Origin of the sequence: Candidatus Corynebacterium faecigallinarum (assembly GCF_052264515.1) — a bacterium.
GTDB classification, from domain to species: Bacteria; Actinomycetota; Actinomycetes; order Mycobacteriales; family Mycobacteriaceae; genus Corynebacterium; species Corynebacterium faecigallinarum.
Window position 1 is genome coordinate 1 of record NZ_JBQQOC010000035.1, and the last position, 18,756, is coordinate 18,756.

Consider the following 18,756-nt stretch of genomic DNA (forward strand, 5'->3'; position numbering starts at 1 on the left):
TCCTGACGTTCATGGCGTTGCCGAAGGACACCCGCCCGGTGATCCGCAACGACACCATCCGTGACTTCCGCGCTGGGTCTGCATCGGCCGGGTCATGCGGGGCGTCAGACGGATCCGAGACAGAAATGAACGTCGACTTCGTCGTCCACGGCACCGAAGGCATCGCCGGCCCTGCGCGGGCTCTCGTTGCCGGAGAGCGTCTACGGCTTCACCGTCGGGGAGTCCGGTCTCATCAAGGCCGTTCGCCGCCACCTGGTGCGCGACCGCGGCGTCCCCAAGTCGGACGTGACCTTCTGCAGCTACTGGAAAATCGGCACGGCATCTCCGAGCTGACCTGGCAATACACGGTGAGATCCCCACCTCACCCGGCCTCCTGGACTACCCTGGACCACGATGAAGCTCATCAGTTACAACCTCCACCACCACAACGCCGCCGGAGAACTGGCCCCGTTGGCGGAGCTTCACGATCCGGACGCGCTCTGCCTGCAGGAGGCCGACACCGAATCCCTGCCCACCAGAATCGGCGACCTGGAGCTGGTGCAGTCCACCTCCGGCAGTCGGCTCGGCCTGGCGGTGTACCTGCGTCCCAGCCGGTTCGACCCCCGCTCCCTGCTCACCATGCCGCTGGAGAAGTCCCTGCACGACGTGGTGATGAAACCCGGCGAAGAACGACTGGCCACCGTGCTGGCGCACGACAACCTCCACGGCGGTGAGGTGATGATCTCGTCCTTCCACGCCGCCCCGCTCACCGCCAGCAACTCCCTGCGTCGCCAGCAGGTCCGCACCGCGGTCGGCGCCCTGCACGATCTCGGCCCCGGCCTGCCGTCGGTGATGGCCGGCGACTTCAACTACCCATTGTTCCAGTCCGGGTTGGCTAAACATGTCGTGCCCTATGGATACACGTTGTCCAGCAGCGACTCGGCCACCTACCGCAACTACGGGGTCTTCCGCGGCAGCTACGACCTGGCCCTGTCCCACGGCTACGTCTCCCCGTCCGTCACCTCGCTGCCGCAGGACGGTTCCGACCATTTCCCGATCCTCGTGGAGACCTCACTGCCGACGGAGCCCGGTGACCTGGAGGTCGTCCCGAAAACCCTGGTCCTGCCGACCGGCAGGCGTTACCGACAGCGACGGCTGAAGCTGATCTAGCCACCTCTAGGTACCGCCAGCCGTCGGACCGCCTCGACCACCGAGGGCGACGCCGAGCATCCTCGTCCACCGTGTCCACCGTGTCCACCGTATCCACCGTGTCCACCGTGTCCACCGTGGGATCGGACACTGCGACCACGTCGGCGCCGATCAGACAATCCAGGGGTTGATCAGCTCAACTCCCGTTCTGGCGAAATCCTTCGAGTTTCGCGTGGCACAGATTGCGCCGTGCGTACGGCAGATGGCGGCGATCTGCGCATCCGCCATGGCTATCGGAAGTCCAGCAGCATCCCTGGAGGAGAGGATCTCGGCATATGCCTCGGCCGCATCCTCATCGAAAGACAGGATCGACCGAGTGTCACGGTACGGCCGGAGCGCCGTGTTGATCCCCGCACGAAGCTCCCACTTGCGACGACCGTCGGGCAGTCTGTGCACACTCGCAAGAAGTTCAGCGACCGTGACCGCAGTAATTGCCACGTCACCGCCCACCGTCTTCAACCAGCTCACGACCTGCTGATCCGGCGAGCTGCGGAAAACTCCCGAGATGACGTTCGTGTCAAGGACGATCATTCGAAATCCACTGCTCTTGCCCGATCATTGCGCTCAGGGATGTCCAACTCATCGACCCCACCCAGGCCCTGGGCCATGTGCATCAGTGCAAGACCGATGTTCGGCCTGTCGACTTCCCTGGTGAGAATATCCCTTACTTCTGCCTCCATGGATCGACCATGCTCCTTTGCCTGCTCAGCCAACCTCTTCTTCACGGTCTCGTCGAGCCCGCGAACCACGATTGACGTCATCAATCTCACCTCCGCACGTTGATATCATGAATGACATCGCCCAGGGCAGCATTGTGACCATAGCTGTATTGCTAGGCTCAGCCGCATGCCCACCGTGCCGTCTATGCCGTCCGGACCGTCCGAACCGACTCCCCACGTCGTCATCTACGACCTGGACGGCGTGATCACCACCCGCGACACCTTCACCGTGTTCACCATCGAACAACTCTGCCAGCGACCGCTGCGCCTGCTCCCCGCCATCCCCCTCGCCATCAAGAGACTCTTCCTCCGGGATGACGAGCACCGGCGAATCACCGGCGTGCGCATCGCCAGGATCGCGCTACGCGGTCTCGACGACCCGGAGTTCGCTCGGCGGGTGGCGTCCTTCGGCCACCGCGTCGGACGTTCCGGCCCCTGGATCCGCAGCTCCGCCGTCGAGCGTATCCGGCGGCAGAAGGCCGAGGGCGCGAGAATCGTCATCGCCACCGCCACCGAACACCGCCTCGCCCGGGCACTGCTGGACACCGCCGGGGTCCCCTTCGACCTGCTCTCCGGCACGACATTCACCACCACCCCGACCGGGATGGACGTCGCCGACCACCGGCTTGCAGAGCGCAAGGTCGAGGCCCTCCGAGAGTTGGACGTCCCGGTTCAGGACGCCGAGTTCGTCACGGATTCCTTCACGGACCTCCCCACCGCCCGTGAGGCACGGTCCGTCGTCCTCATCGGTGCGTCCGCCAGGACCCGGAAGAAGTTCCAGACGGCCGGGATCCAGCTCCTTCCCGACCAGTAGGATAATCAGTAGGATTACCGGTATGACCGCTAGTAAGAAGATCAGTGCCACGCTCCCCCGTCGGGATCTCGCGTTCCTGAACTCCTACATGGAACAGACCGGCACCACCCGGTCCGGTGCGCTGCATGAGGCCGTTCATGCACTCCGGGAGAAGCTGCTGGAAGAGGCATATGCCGAGGCTGACGCCGAATGGTACGCGGACAATGCCACTGCTTCTGCCTGGGAATCGGCATCTTCCGACGGACTGGAGAACGAAGACTGATGCGTCGCGGAGAGGTCTGGCTTGTCGAACTCGACCCCACCGTCGGCAGCGAAGCCAACAAGACCCGGCGCGTGAGCATCGTCTCCAACAACGCCAGGAACAGCGTCTCTTCCCGTACCGGCCGAGGAGTTCTCACGGTCGTTCCCTTCACCAAGAACGTCCGCAAGATTCTTCCGTTCCAGTTCCTCGTCACCCCGGACAGCGTCAATGGACTCGAGGTGGACTCGAAAGCACAGGCAGAACAGGTCCGGTCGCTCGACGTGTCACGCTTCGTACGACGTCTCGGATCACTGTCCGCTGAGGACCTCTCCGGGGTGGACGAAGCGCTGCTGCTGCATCTCGGGCTGAGCTGACGTTCGCGCCTCACGGGGCGTATCTTCCCCGTCAACGAGCTCACCAGTTCCAGACGTGACGGCAGCCATCCCGACTATCCTCGTCCCTATGGCCACCGTCATCCTCGTCCGCCACGGGCGCAGCACCGCGAACACCGCCGGGGTCCTCGCCGGACGCACCCCGGGCGTCCTCCTCGACGACAAGGGCCTGGACCAGGCCGGGCGTACCGCCGAACGCCTCGCCGCCGTCCCGCTCGCCCGGATCGTCACCAGCCCGCTGGAGCGCACCCGACAGACCGCGGACGCCATCCTCGCCCACCAGGACATCCCCACCAGCACTGCCAGCGCCGACAACACCGCCACAGAGATCACCGTCGAGGCCGGGATCACCGAATGCGACTACGGCGACTGGCAGAACCGAAAGCTCTCCGAGTTGGCGAAGGAACCGCTCTGGAAGACGGTCCTCGGCGAACCCAGCGCCGCGGTCTTCCCCGGTGGCGAGTCCCTGCCCGCCATGCAGGCACGCGCCGTCGAGGCCATCCGACGCCACGACACCGAGGTCACCGAAACCCACGGCACGCATGCGGTGTGGGCGGCGGTCTCCCACGGCGACATCATCAAGTCACTCATCGCCGATGCCTACGGGATGCCGCTGGACAACTTCCAGCGCATCCATGCCGACCCGGCGTCCGTCACCGTCATCCATTACGGCAGCAGCGGTTCCGAGGGCCCCAACAGCACCCAGGTGTTCACCGTGAACAGTTCCGCCGGCGACCTGTCGTGGCTGCGCCCCGCCGCCTCGTCCGACTCCACCGACGCCCCCACCGACGACCGGATCGGCGGCGGAGCCGGACACTAGACAACTACACTTGGCGTCATGCCCATGATCACGCACGGATTCGACTGGCCCGACCGCTTCGTTGTCGGCACCGTGGGCGTGCCTGGAGACAGGACGTTCTACCTGCAGGCCACCGAACGCGATGAGACGGTCAGCGTCTCTCTGGAGAAGCAGCAGGCAGGTGCACTGGCCGACGGTGTAGAACAGCTCCTCGACACGCTGCGCTCCTCGGACGCCACCTCCATCACCATCCCGGACAGCACGCCTGACCTGCTCGTCGATGAGGAGCCATTGGACATGCCGCTGCAGGAGAAGTTCCGGGCCGGGGTGCTCACCCTCGGCTGGGACCCCACCACCTCACAGGTCGTGGTGGAGGCCGCACCACCCCCGGAGCTCGACCTCGACCAGGTCGAGGCCCTGCAGGAGGACCCGGAGAACTTCGAGTTGGAGGTCGAGCCGGACGAGGTGTTCATCGTCCGCATCCCCGTCGGTGCCGCCCGCGCCTTCATCGACCGCACCCGGTCCGTCGTCGCCGCCGGGCGCGATTCCGCGTAGATGGGTGACGCCACCAACCCCGTGCCGGACGGCCCGATCGAGATCGAGGGCCAGCTCACCACCGCGTCCAACGCCACTTTCCTTGGACGCATCGGCGACACCCGGGTCGTCTACAAGCCCACCGCCGGTGAGAAACCGCTGTGGGACTTCCCCGACCACACCCTGGCCCAGCGCGAGGTGGCGTCCTACCTGGTCTCCGAGGCCCTGGGCTGGGACATTGTGCCGCAGACCTGGCTCTCCGACGGCCCTTTCGGCCCCGGCATGGTGCAACGCTGGTGCGACACCGAGCCAGGCCATGATGCCGTCGACCCTGTCGACCCTGTCGACCCTGTCGACATTGTCGGTATCGCCGAACTCCCCGCCCGCCTCACCGCCGGCTGGCTCCGCGTGCTCGACGCCGTCGATGAGTTGGACCGTCCGGTCTCGCTCATCCACGAGGACTCCACCGCCCTTCGGCGGATGGCTGTCTTCGACATCATCGTCAACAACGCCGACCGCAAGGGTGGGCACGTCCTGCCCATGGCATCCGGCCACCGTCACGGTGTGGACCACGGGCTGACCTTCCACACCGACGACCGGCTGCGCACCGTGCTGTGGGGGTGGGTCGGCGAGCCGCTGCAGGACGCCGAACTCACCGCGGTCAGTGAGTTGCAGCACGCCCTGTCCCCCGGCGCCGAACTGTACCGCCAACTCTCCGGTCTCCTCAGCGACACCGAGGTCAGCATGTGCGCCCGACGCTGCGAGGACCTGGTGAAGACCGCCCACTTCCCCGTCCCGCACGGGATGATGCCCGCGGTGCCATGGCCGGTGTTCTGACTTGTGCCGTGGTTGGGAGGTCCCTACTTCCCCATCGGCGTGACCGTCAGCGAGCGGACCGTGGCGTCCCCACCCTCGGCGAAGGTGCTCATCCCGCGGGAAGTGGTGTCGGGGAAGATCGTGTCGGTGATCGTCCTGGTCCCGTCCTCCGAGAACACCTCGACCGAGCTGCGGTCCAGGTAGATCTGCAGGGTGACCGTGTCTGTGCCACCGTCCCCGTTCGGAGTCACCTGTGCCGCCGGGGACACCGGGGCAGATGACACCGAGGCGAACTTCGGGCTGAAGCCGGTCAGCCCCGACGCCGTCCGGTCCACGTACATCTTCCCGGTCGTCGCGTCATAACCGATCCTGGTGCCCTGTGAACCGTCGTCGGACTGCCGCACGATGATGCCGGCCTTGTCCGCGTCCCCCGTCTCCAGCTCAAGATCCAGCCGCAGCACGTCACCGGAGACATCCAGTGCCTGCCGGCCGACCGGCACCGAAAGGTCCTCGATGGTCACCTCCTCATCGTCCCGCTGGTAGTCACCCACGGTGTCCACCACCTGCTGGGTCAGCTCCAGCCGATCCCCGGTGTCGGTCAGCGAGACCTCACGGGGTAGCGACATCGCCGAGCGCCACGGATAACCCGGGGAGGTCAGCGCATAGTCCCAGTTGTTCATCCACGCGGTCATGATCCGCCGGTCGTCCGGCACATTGTCGTAGGAGACCGCCGCGTAGTAGTCGCGTCCCCAGTCCAGCCACCGTTCACCCTCACCGTCGGCGGTGAAGGTGGTGCCGTCGAAGTCACCGACGAAGTACTGCCCGCCGCTGCCACCACCGACCGCCCCGGGGTTCAGGTTCACGCTCAACACCCAGCGGGTGTTGTTCGGGTCGCCGTCGACCGGCACCTCGAAGAGGTCCGGGCACTCCCACACTCCACCGACCGCGTTCGCCGGGCCGAAGGTGGACAGGTAGTCCCAGTCCTTCAGGTCGTCGGAGCGGTACAGCAGGACCTCGTGGTCGGTGGCCTCGACGACCGCCATGACCCAGTAGCCCTCTCCGTCATCACCCTCGTGCCAGAACACCCTGGGGTCCCGGAAGTTCTGCGAACCCCGGTCGAGCACCGGGTTTCCCTCGTACTTCTCCCAGGTGTAACCGCCGTCGGTGGAGTAGGCCAACGACAGCGCCTGGATCATCGGGGCCTGTGGGTTCAGCACGGTGTTGTTGTTGGTGTAGACCGCCACCAACGGCGGGTTCGTGTCGGCGTCCTGGCCACCGAATCCACTGGTGTTGTCGTGGTCGACGACGATGGACCCGGAGAAGATGTCCTCGACCGGGACCCCCAACTCGTTGAAGGTCTGCGGGATCGCCACCGGCTGCTCGGTCCAGTCCATCAGGTCGGTACTGGTGGCGTGCCCCCAGGAGATGTTGCCCCAGATCCCGCCGGACGGGTTGTACTGGTAGTACATGTGCCAGACCCCGTCGTGGTACACCAGCCCGTTGGGGTCGTTCGTCCAGTCCCGTTCCGGTGTGTAGTGCAGTTCCGGACGGTACGGGTCGGCGGTCAGCGCCTGGCGGACGCTGCCGAGTGACCCGGTCACCCCGGATGCCCCGGACGAGCCGGGGGCCGCCGACGAGCCCGGTGCCGCGGGCGCCACCGACACTGTGGCCGCCGCAGTCACTGCGACCGTCGCCGCTGCCACTGTTGCACGACTGAGAAAGGCCGCACGGGCGACCGACGATCTTTTCACATGAGAAACATTAGCTGCGGCGGCGCAGCAGAACGGCTGGAATGAAGAAGATCAGACCACCGATCGCCAGACCCGCGCCCGCCAGTGCCGGGTAGGAGTAGTTCATTCCGGCGCTGATCACCAGGCCACCGACGGCAGCGCCGGCACCGTTGGCGATATTGAACGCCGCCTGGTTCATCGCCGAGGCCAGGTTCTGCGCGTCACCGGCGACATCCATGAGTCGGGCCTGCATGTTCACCACGAGAATACCGCCGCCCACCGACAGCAACCCGAAGGACAGGATCGCCATCCACGCCACGGTGCTGGTCGCGAAGAACGTGACCAGCATGACGACCATCATCACGAAGGCGGCGATGACCGACCTGTCTTCGTTGATGTCCGCCAGGCGTCCGCCGATGGCATTCCCGATGACCATGCCGATGCCGTAGACCATCAGCACGAACCACATGTACTCCGCAGGGAAGTTGGCTCGCTCGGTCATGGTCCAGGAGATGTAGGTGTAGACGCAGAACATGCCGCCGAAGCCGATGGAACCGGCCAGAAGTGTCAGCACGACCTGCGGATTGATCAGGGCGCCCATCTCGGTACTGGGCCGGGTCGCCGGCATCAGCGTCATGTGGGGCACCGAGTGCCACAGACCGGCGAGACACAGCAGTCCGATGACCACGACCAGTCCGTAGGCCGCGTTCCAGCCCAGGGTCTGGCCGAGCCACTGGGCGACGGGCACGCCGATTACCGTTGCGGTCGCCAGCCCCAGCGAAATCCGGGCCACGGCCTGTCCCCGCTTGCCGGGTTCCGCCATGGACGCGGCAATGAGATTGGCGATGGCGAAATAGGCCCCGTGCGGGAAGCCCGCGATGAAGCGGGACAGGAGCAGCAGCCCGTAGTTCGAGGTGAAGACGGTGAGCAGGTTACCCAGGACGAAGGCCGCCATGAGGATGATGATCAGCCGACGCCGCGGCACCCGCCCGGTCAGCGTGGTGATCAGCGGGGCACCGACGACCACGCCGAAGGCGTAGGCGGTGACGATGGTTCCGGCCTGGGCCTCGGTGATACCGAAGTCGTCGGCAATGAGGTTCAGCAGACCCATGGAGACGAACTCGGTGGTGCCGATGCCGAACCCGCCGAGCGCCAGGGCGAGCATGGCGATCGGGCGACGGCGACGTCCCATTTCGGTCTGCCGCGGCACCGGTTTACGGGACATCTTCTGGGGGTGAGCCAGGCGGGTCAGTACGGCTGCGTTCTCGTTGCGTGTCACGGTGTCATGCCTCCTCATGGTGTCATCATGGTGTCGTCACGTCAGGTGCGGATCTCAGTCGCGGGCTGAAACGGCAGTCAATAACAAAGGCCCCGGAGGTGAAAAGTCATGTCCGGGGCACCTGTATCGGTTCAGCAGGTGCTCCATTCTTGACCTCGACGGCACCAGATGCAAGTGGAGGGACACGTCAATTTCCGCTGGTCGCCCGTGATTCTCGACACAGGCGTCCGAATAGTGTGATCCACCGTGCCGCCCAGGACACCCATGACAGGACGACGTACTGCGAACGCAGTACGTCCAACTCCGTGAAATACCGCGTTTGCCCGATTCGGTCGAGATAATGGGGAACCACAATGATCTTATGGCTCATTCGAACGATCTCAGCCACCGGCTACGCGAGCCCAGCTCGATGCACGCGTTCAACCGGTATGAGTTGAAATACCTCGTCCCCACCGATCAGATCGAGCCGGTGCGACAGGAACTGACGCAGCGGAGGCAGCCGCGGCAGCGGCAGCGGCGTCCTCAAGGAGCGCTTCCTCGACAACGAGGAGTTCTACGCGATGTACGAGGAGGCCTACTCCGAGCTGTACGACCAGCTCATCGCCAGCGGCTACGCGGAGTCGACTCTCGGGGAGCTCACCGGACGCGCCGAGTCCATCGGCGACGAGGGTGCGACCACTCTGTCAGAGTACCTGCGCTCGACAATCACCTCGATCGTGGCGGAGGCACCCCAGCCCAACTCCGGAATGGGTGGTGGTCCGGGCCGTCGCGAAACCCAGACCGGAGAAGGCGACGATGAATAGTCCCGCCTAGCTCCGGCTAGGTCCGTTCAGCCCCACACCGGAAGCCGGTCCCGCACGACACCGACCAGTTCATGGGCTTCGGCGACGGTTCCGGCGGCACGGAACTCCGCCACTCAACCAGCTTTTGCTGCGCCTCGCGAACGGTACACAACCACGGACCTCAGCAGGACGACCAGGATGACCAGTGCACACCCGACAATCAGGTACATTCCGATCACGCCGACATAACCCTCGGCAACCCGGTGGGGGTCGATGACACCGTACGGGAACCACCACGGTTCGTCCGAGAACGGCGCGTCCACCAGCGGGCCACGCACCTGGGTGTACACCGCCCATACCGCCGGGAGAACCAGCGCCGACCCGACGATCCTGCCTCGGGAGGCGATGTGTGCCCCATGCCGCGACACCCACAGGTCCACCAGCATCACCGCCGGAACCACGGCGTGCAGCACCAGGTTCGTCCACCAAGCGACACTGCCCACCGGATCAGTGAGTCCACCGAGCAGAGTGAAGTAGCCGACGGCGGCGACCAGCGTGTAGGCCGCCGCACTGATCCGTATCGTCCCCGACCGGACGAGCAGGGCGATGACCGCCATCACCGCCGACAGGGTGGTGAAGAAACTGAACCAGTTGATCACGGCGGTGGTCACCGCCGTCCCATCCAGCCCGGCGTCCTGCGCGACGCCGATCGTGTCGGCGAGTTGCAGCACCAGGGTGACAATGATGCCCACCGCGGCGACGGTGCGTGGCCAGGTAGTCGCTGGGGTCATCGCTGGGGTCATCCCTCGATTATCCCTGCAGCAACTCGGTGGTGCCGTTGACCAGCAGGGTCACCGCACCGGCGAAGGCCAGGAGGGTGGCGAGCTTACGCATGCCGTCACTGGACATCCTCCCGTTGAGCTTGTCCCCGAAGTAAGCACCGATAAAGATCGCGGCGAGGGCCACGATCCAGATCCACCCGGGCAGCCCACCCATGTCCAGGTTGCCGATGAGGATGATCTTCAGCAGGAAGGACAGGGTGTTCGCCACCAGGATCACCGGGTGCAGGGTCGCGACGAATTCCCGGTAGTCCCATCCGGTGATCCGGGCGTAGACAGTGAAGGCCGGGGCGGCGATACCGACGACGGTGCTCATGAAGCCGCCGGCTGCACCGGCAATGACCATCGGTACCCGGGCGTTTTCGCTGAGCTGCATGCGGTCGGTCCTGATCATCGTCGCGCTCAGCGCCAGCAGCACCAGCGCGCCGAGGGTGACCATCAGCCATGGACCGTCGATCGCCATGACCACGAAGACCGCCGGCAATGAGCCGATGAGCAAGCCGCCGGTGAGGAAGGAGAACCGTCGCCAGTCGGTACGGTCACGCACGGACCAGGCGTTGTTCGCGGCGTTGACCACGGACAGGCCGTTGACCACGGTGACGCCGGCGGCGGGCCCGAGGACGACGGACAGGACCGGTCCGGCGACGAGGCCGAGGCCCATGCCGGTGATGCGCTGGAGGACCGCCCCGATGAAGACGGCCGCCAGCAGGATGATCGTGATGGTAAGCACGAAGGTCCACCTTAGGCCTGCATGTACGTGGTGGAAACTTCACCCCCCCCGGTCATCATGGTGCCCCCAGTCGGACTCGAACCGACACTGCGCGGATTTTAAGTCCGCTGCCTCTGCCAATTGGGCTATAGGGGCGATGCCGCGGTCGCGCCGTGACCGTCAGCTTCGGTCGTCACCCGTGGTTGCGGGCGATGACCTCGGCGAGCATCCCGTCAAGGATATCTTTCTCGCTGATGGTGATCGACGACAGCCCCTCTGCCAGGAACCGGGTGGCGAAGGCGTCGATCACCAGTGCCCCACCGCCGATCACATCGGCGCGACCCGGGTGCATCGGGGCATGTGCCCGACGTTCCTCGACCGTCTCGCCGAGCAGCCCCAGTGCGGTGTCGCGGAACTCCCCCAGGTCCAGCTGCGCCATGTGGGTCGCCTCGGGACGGTAGTCGGTCAGCCCCAGCTGGATCGCCGCGACGGTGGTCACCGTTCCGGCGACACCGACCACGCGATCGACCGAGGACAGGTCCACCTTCTCGTCGACCACGGTCATCAGCTCCGCGACATAGCTGCGGGCCTCGGCGATCTCGGCGTCCGTCGGTGGCACCGACTGCAGGTAGCGCTCGGTGAGCCGCACACACCCCATGTCCGCCGAGTACACCCGACCGTCGAGGATCCCGGTATTCCCGGGCTCGGTGGTACCGACGACGAACTCGGTGGAGCCGCCACCCAGGTCGATCACACAGGTCTGCCCGGAGGTGGCAGGACCGGACTCGCTGGCCTCGTCGGTGGCGTCAGCAAGGTCGGCCACGGCCCCGGCGAAGGATAATTCTGCCTCGCGCTGACCGGTCACAACCTCGGCCTGGGCCCCCAGGGCGACCCTGCCGAGGTGTCGACCGGTGATCGCGAAGAACTCCTCCCGGTTCGCTGCATCGCGGGTCGCCGAGGTCGCTCCCATCATCACGTCGGAGACGCCGTGGCGGACCATCCGGTCGGCGTAGATCGCCAGGGCGTCGTCCACCCGCTCCAGGGCGGCGTCGGCGAAGCGGCCGGTGGCATCGACCCCCTGGCCGAGTCGGACGATGATGTTGTCGCGGTTGATCTCTCGGGTCGCTCCCGACTCATCCACCTCGGTGATCAGCAGGCGGATCGAGTTGGTCCCGCAGTCGATCGACGCATAGGTTGCGGTACTCACTGGTCCTCCTCGTACAGCATTTCGTCCACCGCACCGTGGTCCTCGAAGGCCTCGGCGATGGAGGTCCCGAGCTGCTCCGGGGTCGGCCAGTCCGCCGGGATGGCGGTACCGGAGAGCTTCGGCATGTGCGCGGCGGCCAGGGCGACTGCCTCGGTGCCGAGCCGTACCCGGTCCGGCCCCTCGGCCAGCGCGTAGGCGATCAGCACGTGCAGGCACTTCACCCGGTCGGGCATACCGCCGCCGGAGAAGTCGGTGCCCAGTGACTCGATGGCGTTGCGCTCGGCGAGGTAGTGCTCGTGGGCTGCCTTGTAGTCGGCGGCCAGGTCTTCGTCGGTGCCCAGCCGGGCCTGCATGGTGCGCATGACCCCGGCGACCTCCAGGCGGGACGCCTCGGCGGTCAGCCGCGGGTCGGTGAGGTAGTACAGCGTGGGGAACGGCGTGCCGTCCGGCAGCTTCGGGGCGGTCTTCACCACGGCCGGCTGGCCGTCGGGAGTGCGGTAGGACACCTCCAGGGCACCGCGAATCTGGCGTCCGAGCTGCTTGGACATGATCTCGTTGTCGGCCTGGCTGACGGCCATCACTGTGCTCCCTGTTGTTGCTGCTGTTGTTGGTCCTGCAGCTCACGCTGCACCTCGGGATCGCCCTCCTGGGCGGGTTCCTCCGGCTGGTTCGGGTCGATCGGCAGGTTGGATGACTCGCCGCCACCGCCGGTGTCGGAGTCGGTGTCGCCGTCTCCGCCGGCACCGTCCCCGGAGTCGCTGTCCGGCGGTGTGGCCACCGAGCCCCAGAGTTGGGTGTACCACGGGTCCGGATCGCCCTCGGTCTCCTCGGCACCGGTTCCTCCGGGGGCAGACGGGTTGATCCGCGGATCCATCAGGCGGAACGCCGACTCCCCCGGTTCAACGACGCCTAAGCGGGTACGTGCCTGTTCCCGGATGTAGGCCTCGCTCTGGTAGCGGTCCAGCTCGGCCTCGAGGCGGTCGCGTTCCTCCTGCTGTGCCTCGATCTCGGCGTGGATCTCAGCCAGCTCCGCCTCCTGCTGGAAGTAGTTCCGCAGCGGGGTGGCGACCGATAGAGCCACGAACACGACGACCAGCAGAACCGCCAGAGCAACGAGCGGATTCATCTTCTTCGGCAGGGCGACGAACGTCCGGGCGAGTTGCCTCGGAGCCTGACGGACCTGCCGGTTCCGGCGGTCACGCTGCTCGACCGACCGGGGACGCGGCAGGCCGACCTGACGGCCGTCCTGCCGGTCGCCCTGCGCCTCCTGTCGATCCCTCGTTCCCATGAGCGACGATACTAGCCGGTGGAGTCGGTACTACTTGGCAGTGAACCGCGGGAAGGCGGAGGCACCGGCGTAGACCGCGGCACCCTCCAGGTAGCTCTCGATGCGCAGCAGCTGGTTGTACTTCGCCACGCGCTCGGAACGGGCCGGCGCACCGGTCTTGATCTGGCCGCAGTTCAGGGCGACGGCCAGGTCGGCGATGGTGGTGTCCTCCGTCTCACCGGAACGGTGGGACATCATGGACTTGTAGCAGCTGTTGTGTGCCAGGGCGACGGCGTCGAAGGTCTCGGTGAGGGTACCGATCTGGTTGACCTTGACCAGCAGGGCGTTGGCGACGTCCTCGTCGATGCCGCGACGCAGGCGCTCCGGGTTGGTGACGAAGAGGTCGTCGCCGACGAGCTGGACCTTGTCACCGATCTCCGCGGTGAGCTTGGCCCAGCCCTCCCAGTCGTCCTCGTGCAGCGGGTCCTCGATGGAGACCAGCGCGTACTCCTCGACGAGTTCGCCGTAGACCTTCGCCATCTCCTCGGCGGTGCGCTTACCACCCTCGAAGTTGTAGTGGCCGTCCTCGTAGAACTCGGAGGCGGCCACGTCGAGCGCAAGTGCCACGTCCGTACCGAGGGTGTAACCGGCGGCGGAGATCGCCTCGTCGATGACGTCCAGCGCAGCACGGGTGGAGTCGACCGAGGGGGCGAAGCCACCCTCGTCGCCCAGGCCGGTGGACAGTCCCTTGTCCTTCAGCACCTTCTTCAGGGAGTGGTAGACCTCGGCACCGGTGCGCAGGGCCTCGCTGAAGGTCTCCGCGCCGATCGGGGCGATCATGAACTCCTGGACGTCCACCCCGGAGTCGGCGTGGGCGCCGCCGTTGAGGATGTTCATCATCGGCACGGGCAGGACGTGGCCGTTGGGGCCGCCGATGTAACGGAAGAGCTGCAGGCCGGCGGACTCGGCGGCGGCCTTGGCCACGGCCATGGAGACACCGAGGATGGCGTTGGCACCGAGGCGGGACTTGTTGGGTGTGCCGTCCAGCTCGATCATGGCCTGGTCCACCAGGCGCTGGTCGTCGGCCTCGATGCCTGCCAGAGCCTCGTCGATCTCACCAATGACGTTACTGACGGCCTCGAGGACGCCCTTGCCGAGGTAGCGGTCGCCACCGTCCCGCAGTTCGTGTGCCTCGTGCACACCGGTGGAGGCGCCGGAGGGCACGGCGGCCCGTCCGACGGAGCCGTCGTCCAGACCGACCTCGACCTCGACTGTCGGGTTACCACGGGAGTCCAGGATTTCGCGGGCGATGATCTGCATGATTTCGGCCATGTGGGTGTCAGCCTCCTCGGCTGGAGAAGTCGGTGGGATATCAGTCACCACCATACTGCCCTATCCGCACCACGTCCGTCAGCCAGCCGGTCAGGCCGCCTGACCCAGTGCGTAGTTCGCAGCGGCGTCGCGCACCGAGATCATGTACTCCTCGGAACGGTTGTAGCTGAACAGCGCCCGGCTCCACCCGTCGGCGGTGTCCAGGTCGCGGTCGTGCCCGCAGAGCAGGCGTCCGGCGGCCGCGGCGGCGTCGCCGATATCGTGCGGGTCTCCGCCGGCGCCGTAGATCCCCCAGGATTCGGGGAGGAACTGCATCGGCCCGACGGCGCGGTCGTACTCGGGGTCACCGTCGAGTTCGCCGTTGTCGGTGTCCGGGATCTCCATGAACTCACCTGAGCCGTCCAACCGCGGACCGATGATCCGGCCGCCGTCCTCCCCTGCCCCGTAGGTGCCGTGGTGCGACTCGATGAAACCGATACCCGCCAGCGTGTTCCAGGCGATGTTGCAGGACGGGAACTCCGACGCCACGGTCTGGGCACCACTGATGTAGCCGGCGAGATGCTCCTCCGGCATCGAGAGTGACTCGGCGGTCGCGGCGAGGTCGTGCACGGTCGAGGCGCGTGCCGGGGGCACGTCGTCCGGTACCGGGACGCGCTCCTCCTCCGGTTCCCGCTCGTCGACGAGAAACACCCCGACGACGATGACGACGAGCAGGACGGTGGCGATCAGGCCGACGAATCCACCGCACCCGGCACGTCCACTCGGACGGGAGCCTGCTGTCACTGGTCCTCCGCGAGGCAGAGGATCGCCGACAGTGATGCGACGGAGAGCTGGACGCCACGTCCCTCCACCGTGAGCACCGCCATATCCGGATAGGGACGTTCACCGACGACGAGGTGGACCCCCGGCGCGATGCCGTTGTCCTGCAGGTAGCGCAGCAGCGCGCCGTCGCGGTCGCTGATCCGGTCGACGAGGAGTCGCTGGCCCACCGTCGCCTCCGAGAGCGGTTCGGTGTCCGGGACGGCGATCTTCCCGTCCCCGTCGGGGATCGGGTCGCCGTGGGGGTCGCGGACGGGGTGGCCCATCGCCGCGTCGATGCGGGCGATGAAGGTGTCGGACACGGCATGTTCGAGGACTTCAGCTTCGTCGTGGACCTCGTCGACGCCGTAGTCGAGCTCGCGCAGCAGGTAGGTCTCGATGAGCCGGTGGCGGCGAACCATCTGCAACGCCAGCTGGCGGCCGTCCTCACTGAGGGTGATGTCGCCGTAGGGGGCGTGGACGACGAGCCCCTCGGCGACGAGCCTCTTCACCGCCTCCGACGCGGTGGAGCGGCGCTGCCCCAGCTCATCGGCGAGGACGGAGAGGGACGCGCCGCTGCGGTCCCACTCCTGGAGATCGTAGATCTTCTTGAGGTAGTCCTGCGACCGGTCCGGCAGATCGGTGACATGCATGGCGGTGAGTCTACCCCAACCACCGCTGTGCTCCGCCTGTACTCCACGGAACCGGTCTCACCGGCACCGTTGTCATTCACAGGGACTGTAGTATAGAGTTCGTGTCATTGAACATATCCAATCGACCGTGGAGAACTCTTGTGATCCGTACTATCCGCAGAACCACCGCAGCAACGACCTCGATTCTCCTCGCCGGCGGCCTCGTCGCCTGCTCGTCCGATGACGCACGGGGCGACACCCCCGAGGTCCTCGCCACCTTCACGATCCTCGCCGACATGGCCCAGGAGGTCGCCGGCGACACCCTCGAGGTCTCCTCACTGACCCGGCCCGGCGCCGAGATCCACGGGTACGACCCCACTCCCGGGGACATCCGCACCGCCGCCGGCGCCGAGGTGATCCTCAGCAACGGCCTGGGCCTGGAGAACTGGGTGGACAAGCTCACCGCGGATTCCGACGCCACCCGGGTCACCGTCACCGAGGGCATCGACCCGGTCCCGATCGAAGGCACCGACGAGCCCAACCCCCACGCCTGGATGAGCCCGACGCTGGCGAAGGTCTACGTCGACAACATCGTCGACGCCCTCAGCGACTTCCGGCCCGATGACGCGGACACCTTCCGGGACAACGCCGGGGCCTACAAGACTCAGCTTGACGAGGTCCAGGGCGACCTCACCGACGGACTGTCCCACCTGCCGGAGAACCAGCGTGCCCTGCAGACCTGCGAGGGTGCCTTCAGCTACCTCACCCGGGACGCCGGCATGGCAGAGAGCTACATCTGGCCGGTGAACTCCGACGCGGAGATCACCCCCGACCAGATCCGCGCCGCCGCGTCGTTCGTCGAGGACAACGACGTCCCCGCGGTCTTCTGTGAATCCACCGTGGACCCCGGCCCGAAGGATCAGCTCATCCGGGACACCGGCGCCCGCGACGGCGGCACGCTCTACGTCGACTCGCTCACCGAGGACGGCGGCGACGCCCCGACCTACCTCGACCTGATCCGCTACGACGTCGACACCATCGTCGAGGGCATGCGGGGCGACCGCTAGTGGGACACGCCATCACCCTGCGCGAGGTGTCGGTGAGCTATGGCACGGTCCGCGCCCTCGAGGACGTCTCCCTGGAACTGGACGCCGGTGCAATCCACGGATTGATCGGCATGAACGGGTCCGGCAAGTCCACCCTGTTCAACACCCTCACCGGTGGCGTCCGTCCCGACAGCGGGACGGTCTCGGTCTCGGGCAGCACCGCCTACGTCCCCCAGTCGGAGAAGGTCGACTGGACCTTCCCGGTCAGTGTGCGCGACGTGGTGATGACCGGTCGCTACGGGCACATGGGCCTGCTCAAACGCCCCCGTGTGGCCGACCGGCACGCGGTGGACGACGCCCTCACCCGCACCGACCTGACCGCACTCGCCGACCGTCAGATCGGACAGCTCTCCGGCGGGCAGAAGAAGCGGACGTTCGTCGCACGCGGCCTGGCGCAGGACGCCGGCGTCATACTGCTCGACGAGCCGTTCGCCGGGGTCGACACGGTCAGTCAGTCGACGATCAGTGACCTGCTGCGCGCCATGGCCGACGACGGTCGCTGTGTCCTGATCTCCACCCATGACCTCGGGTCGGTCCCGGAACTGTGCGACACCGTCACCATGCTCCAGCGCGCGGTCGTCGCCCACGGCACCCCTGCGGACGTCCTCACCACCGACAACCTCATGTCCACCTTCAGCACGCCCGGAACGGAGGCATGATGTCCGACATCCTGTGGTTCCTCGAACCCCTCGACTACGGGTTCATCCAACGCGCCCTGATCGTGGCCACGGTCACGGCCGTGATCGCAGGCCTGCTGTCCTGCTGGCTCGTGCTCATCGGCTGGTCGCTGATGGGCGACGCGGTCTCCCACGCCGTGCTGCCCGGCGTGGTGGTCTCCTACATCCTCGGCTGGCCGTTCGCCATCGGCGCCCTCATCGCCGCGCTCCTCGCCGTCGGCATGGTCGGGGCGGTGGGTCAACGCACCACATTGAAGGGCGACACGGCCATCGGGGTCATCTTCACCGCCCTGTTCGCCCTCGGGCTTGTCCTGGTCTCAGTGACCCCGGCGGGGACGAACCTGCAGGAGATCCTCTTCGGAAACCTGCTCGGCATCTCCCAGGAGTCGCTGGTCCAGGTCCTCATCTTCGGCGCGCTTGCCCTGGTGATCATGCTCGTCATGCGACGCAACATCACCGCCTGGGCCTTCGACCCTGAGCACGCCCGCATCATCGGGATGCGAACCGGTGCAATCAGGTGGACGGTGATGGTCTGCCTCGCACTGGTTGTCGTGGCCTCCATGCAGGCCGTCGGCGTGATCCTCGTGGTCGCTCTGCTCATCACCCCCGGGGCGACGGCCTACCTGCTGACCCGACGGATCGGACGGATGATGCTGATTGCCCCGGCCGTGGCGTGGTGCAGTTCAGTGGCCGGGATCTGGCTGAGTTTTTACGCGGACATCTCCGCCGGCGGCTCCATCGTGCTGGTCCAGGCCGGGATCTTCCTGCTGGTCTATCTCTTCGCGCCCCGCGAGGGACTGGTGACCACGGCGGTGCTGCGCCGTCGCCGCGCCCGTCTCGGCGCCGCCTGAGTCACGTACTCCGGTCCGCTGTCTTCTCGACTCTCCAGTTGAAT

General features: G+C 66.5%; 24 protein-coding genes, 1 tRNA gene and 1 pseudogene. 13 read left to right on the forward strand and 13 right to left on the reverse strand.

Translation table 11 applies throughout. The features are described from left to right. Window positions 1-11: 11 nt before the first annotated feature. The 3 genes and pseudogenes from ACTXPP_RS12920 to ACTXPP_RS12930 form a co-directional block, all read left to right on the forward strand. A pseudogene (locus tag ACTXPP_RS12920) lies at window positions 12-140 on the forward strand (hypothetical protein); the annotation flags it as partial. A gap of 46 nt (window positions 141-186) precedes the next feature. Continuing rightward, on the forward strand, window positions 187-333 hold the full coding sequence (locus ACTXPP_RS12925) for an SIP domain-containing protein (RefSeq protein ID WP_301495748.1): 147 nt from the start codon (window positions 187-189) through the stop codon (window positions 331-333). A 60-nt stretch (window positions 334-393) separates the two neighbouring features. Continuing rightward, complete coding sequence (locus tag ACTXPP_RS12930) at window positions 394-1,149, forward strand: endonuclease/exonuclease/phosphatase family protein (protein ID WP_301495746.1); 756 nt, start codon at window positions 394-396, stop codon at window positions 1,147-1,149. A 150-nt stretch (window positions 1,150-1,299) separates the two neighbouring features. On the opposite strand, the gene ACTXPP_RS12935 is transcribed toward ACTXPP_RS12930, so the two are convergent. Both ACTXPP_RS12935 and ACTXPP_RS12940 read right to left on the reverse strand, forming a co-directional pair. Next, entirely contained in the window at window positions 1,300-1,719 is a 420-nt protein-coding gene (locus ACTXPP_RS12935) for a type II toxin-antitoxin system VapC family toxin (RefSeq protein ID WP_301495744.1), read from the reverse strand. Then, entirely contained in the window at window positions 1,716-1,949 is a 234-nt protein-coding gene (locus tag ACTXPP_RS12940) for a FitA-like ribbon-helix-helix domain-containing protein (RefSeq protein ID WP_301495742.1), read from the reverse strand. The genes ACTXPP_RS12935 and ACTXPP_RS12940 overlap by 4 nt, the downstream gene beginning before the upstream one ends. Window positions 1,950-2,034: 85 nt before the next feature. Between ACTXPP_RS12940 and ACTXPP_RS12945 the strand changes: the two genes are divergently transcribed. The 6 genes from ACTXPP_RS12945 (at window position 2,035) to ACTXPP_RS12970 (ending at window position 5,524) form a co-directional block, all read left to right on the forward strand. Next, a complete protein-coding gene (locus tag ACTXPP_RS12945; protein ID WP_301495741.1) occupies window positions 2,035-2,721 on the forward strand; it encodes a haloacid dehalogenase-like hydrolase in 687 nt (228 codons plus the stop codon). 22 nt (window positions 2,722-2,743) lie between these two features. After that, window positions 2,744-2,983, forward strand: a complete 240-nt coding sequence (locus ACTXPP_RS12950) for a hypothetical protein (RefSeq protein WP_301495739.1) — start codon at window positions 2,744-2,746, stop codon at window positions 2,981-2,983. Continuing rightward, the gene (locus tag ACTXPP_RS12955; protein ID WP_301495767.1) at window positions 2,980-3,336 is read left to right on the forward strand and encodes a type II toxin-antitoxin system PemK/MazF family toxin; all 357 of its coding nucleotides are present in this window, start codon (window positions 2,980-2,982) and stop codon (window positions 3,334-3,336) included. Before ACTXPP_RS12950 ends, ACTXPP_RS12955 begins: the two co-directional genes overlap by 4 nt. A gap of 88 nt (window positions 3,337-3,424) precedes the next feature. Continuing rightward, a complete protein-coding gene (locus ACTXPP_RS12960) occupies window positions 3,425-4,174 on the forward strand; it encodes an MSMEG_4193 family putative phosphomutase (protein ID WP_301495737.1) in 750 nt (249 codons plus the stop codon). 18 nt (window positions 4,175-4,192) lie between these two features. After that, window positions 4,193-4,708: a DUF3090 domain-containing protein gene (locus ACTXPP_RS12965; RefSeq protein ID WP_301495735.1), complete on the forward strand. Its 516-nt coding sequence runs from the start codon at window positions 4,193-4,195 to the stop codon at window positions 4,706-4,708. Continuing rightward, on the forward strand, window positions 4,709-5,524 hold the full coding sequence (locus ACTXPP_RS12970) for an SCO1664 family protein (protein WP_441583508.1): 816 nt from the start codon (window positions 4,709-4,711) through the stop codon (window positions 5,522-5,524). Window positions 5,525-5,547: 23 nt separating this feature from the next. Here the strand turns inward: ACTXPP_RS12970 and ACTXPP_RS12975 are convergent, their stop codons facing one another. Both ACTXPP_RS12975 and ACTXPP_RS12980 read right to left on the reverse strand, forming a co-directional pair. Next, window positions 5,548-7,206 (reverse strand): glycoside hydrolase family 32 protein, encoded by a 1,659-nt coding sequence (locus tag ACTXPP_RS12975; RefSeq protein ID WP_301520176.1) that lies wholly within the window; start codon window positions 7,204-7,206, stop codon window positions 5,548-5,550. Between the two features lie 58 nt (window positions 7,207-7,264). Beyond that, window positions 7,265-8,458, reverse strand: coding sequence for an MFS transporter (locus ACTXPP_RS12980; RefSeq protein WP_301497090.1), 1,194 nt, complete (start codon window positions 8,456-8,458; stop codon window positions 7,265-7,267). A 614-nt stretch (window positions 8,459-9,072) separates the two neighbouring features. Here ACTXPP_RS12980 and ACTXPP_RS12985 point away from each other — a divergent pair. Further along, window positions 9,073-9,315 carry a hypothetical protein gene (locus ACTXPP_RS12985; protein ID WP_301497085.1) on the forward strand — a complete coding sequence of 81 codons (243 nt, stop codon included), beginning with the start codon at window positions 9,073-9,075 and terminating at the stop codon, window positions 9,313-9,315. 113 nt (window positions 9,316-9,428) lie between these two features. On the opposite strand, the gene ACTXPP_RS12990 is transcribed toward ACTXPP_RS12985, so the two are convergent. From ACTXPP_RS12990 to ACTXPP_RS13030, 9 genes are all read right to left on the reverse strand, one after another. Next, window positions 9,429-10,085, reverse strand: coding sequence for a Pr6Pr family membrane protein (locus ACTXPP_RS12990; protein ID WP_301497083.1), 657 nt, complete (start codon window positions 10,083-10,085; stop codon window positions 9,429-9,431). Window positions 10,086-10,104: 19 nt separating this feature from the next. Then, window positions 10,105-10,863 carry a sulfite exporter TauE/SafE family protein gene (locus ACTXPP_RS12995; protein WP_301497081.1) on the reverse strand — a complete coding sequence of 253 codons (759 nt, stop codon included), beginning with the start codon at window positions 10,861-10,863 and terminating at the stop codon, window positions 10,105-10,107. 58 nt (window positions 10,864-10,921) lie between these two features. Continuing rightward, window positions 10,922-10,998 (reverse strand) — tRNA-Leu (locus ACTXPP_RS13000). A 37-nt stretch (window positions 10,999-11,035) separates the two neighbouring features. Further along, window positions 11,036-12,049 carry a Ppx/GppA phosphatase family protein gene (locus ACTXPP_RS13005; protein ID WP_301497079.1) on the reverse strand — a complete coding sequence of 338 codons (1,014 nt, stop codon included), beginning with the start codon at window positions 12,047-12,049 and terminating at the stop codon, window positions 11,036-11,038. Beyond that, the gene (locus ACTXPP_RS13010) at window positions 12,046-12,627 is read right to left on the reverse strand and encodes a DUF501 domain-containing protein (protein ID WP_301497077.1); all 582 of its coding nucleotides are present in this window, start codon (window positions 12,625-12,627) and stop codon (window positions 12,046-12,048) included. Before ACTXPP_RS13010 ends, ACTXPP_RS13005 begins: the two co-directional genes overlap by 4 nt. Further along, window positions 12,627-13,337 carry an FtsB family cell division protein gene (locus tag ACTXPP_RS13015; RefSeq protein ID WP_301497075.1) on the reverse strand — a complete coding sequence of 237 codons (711 nt, stop codon included), beginning with the start codon at window positions 13,335-13,337 and terminating at the stop codon, window positions 12,627-12,629. The genes ACTXPP_RS13010 and ACTXPP_RS13015 overlap by 1 nt, the downstream gene beginning before the upstream one ends. Before the next feature lie 30 nt (window positions 13,338-13,367). Beyond that, entirely contained in the window at window positions 13,368-14,648 is a 1,281-nt protein-coding gene (eno, locus tag ACTXPP_RS13020; protein ID WP_301520175.1) for a phosphopyruvate hydratase, read from the reverse strand. Window positions 14,649-14,738: 90 nt separating this feature from the next. After that, window positions 14,739-15,431 (reverse strand): lysozyme family protein, encoded by a 693-nt coding sequence (locus tag ACTXPP_RS13025; RefSeq protein WP_301498307.1) that lies wholly within the window; start codon window positions 15,429-15,431, stop codon window positions 14,739-14,741. Continuing rightward, window positions 15,428-16,099, reverse strand: a complete 672-nt coding sequence (locus tag ACTXPP_RS13030) for a metal-dependent transcriptional regulator (protein WP_301498306.1) — start codon at window positions 16,097-16,099, stop codon at window positions 15,428-15,430. Before ACTXPP_RS13030 ends, ACTXPP_RS13025 begins: the two co-directional genes overlap by 4 nt. A gap of 140 nt (window positions 16,100-16,239) precedes the next feature. On the opposite strand from ACTXPP_RS13030, the gene ACTXPP_RS13035 reads away from it, so the two are divergent. Genes ACTXPP_RS13035 through ACTXPP_RS13045 form a run of 3 tightly spaced genes read left to right on the forward strand, consistent with a single transcriptional unit; the run spans window position 16,240 to window position 18,712 of the window. Then, window positions 16,240-17,145 carry a metal ABC transporter substrate-binding protein gene (locus ACTXPP_RS13035; RefSeq protein ID WP_301498305.1) on the forward strand — a complete coding sequence of 302 codons (906 nt, stop codon included), beginning with the start codon at window positions 16,240-16,242 and terminating at the stop codon, window positions 17,143-17,145. Next, complete coding sequence (locus tag ACTXPP_RS13040) at window positions 17,145-17,843, forward strand: metal ABC transporter ATP-binding protein (RefSeq protein ID WP_443342521.1); 699 nt, start codon at window positions 17,145-17,147, stop codon at window positions 17,841-17,843. Before ACTXPP_RS13035 ends, ACTXPP_RS13040 begins: the two co-directional genes overlap by 1 nt. Then, window positions 17,843-18,712 (forward strand): metal ABC transporter permease, encoded by an 870-nt coding sequence (locus ACTXPP_RS13045; protein WP_301498309.1) that lies wholly within the window; start codon window positions 17,843-17,845, stop codon window positions 18,710-18,712. Before ACTXPP_RS13040 ends, ACTXPP_RS13045 begins: the two co-directional genes overlap by 1 nt. Window positions 18,713-18,756 lie beyond the last annotated feature (44 nt).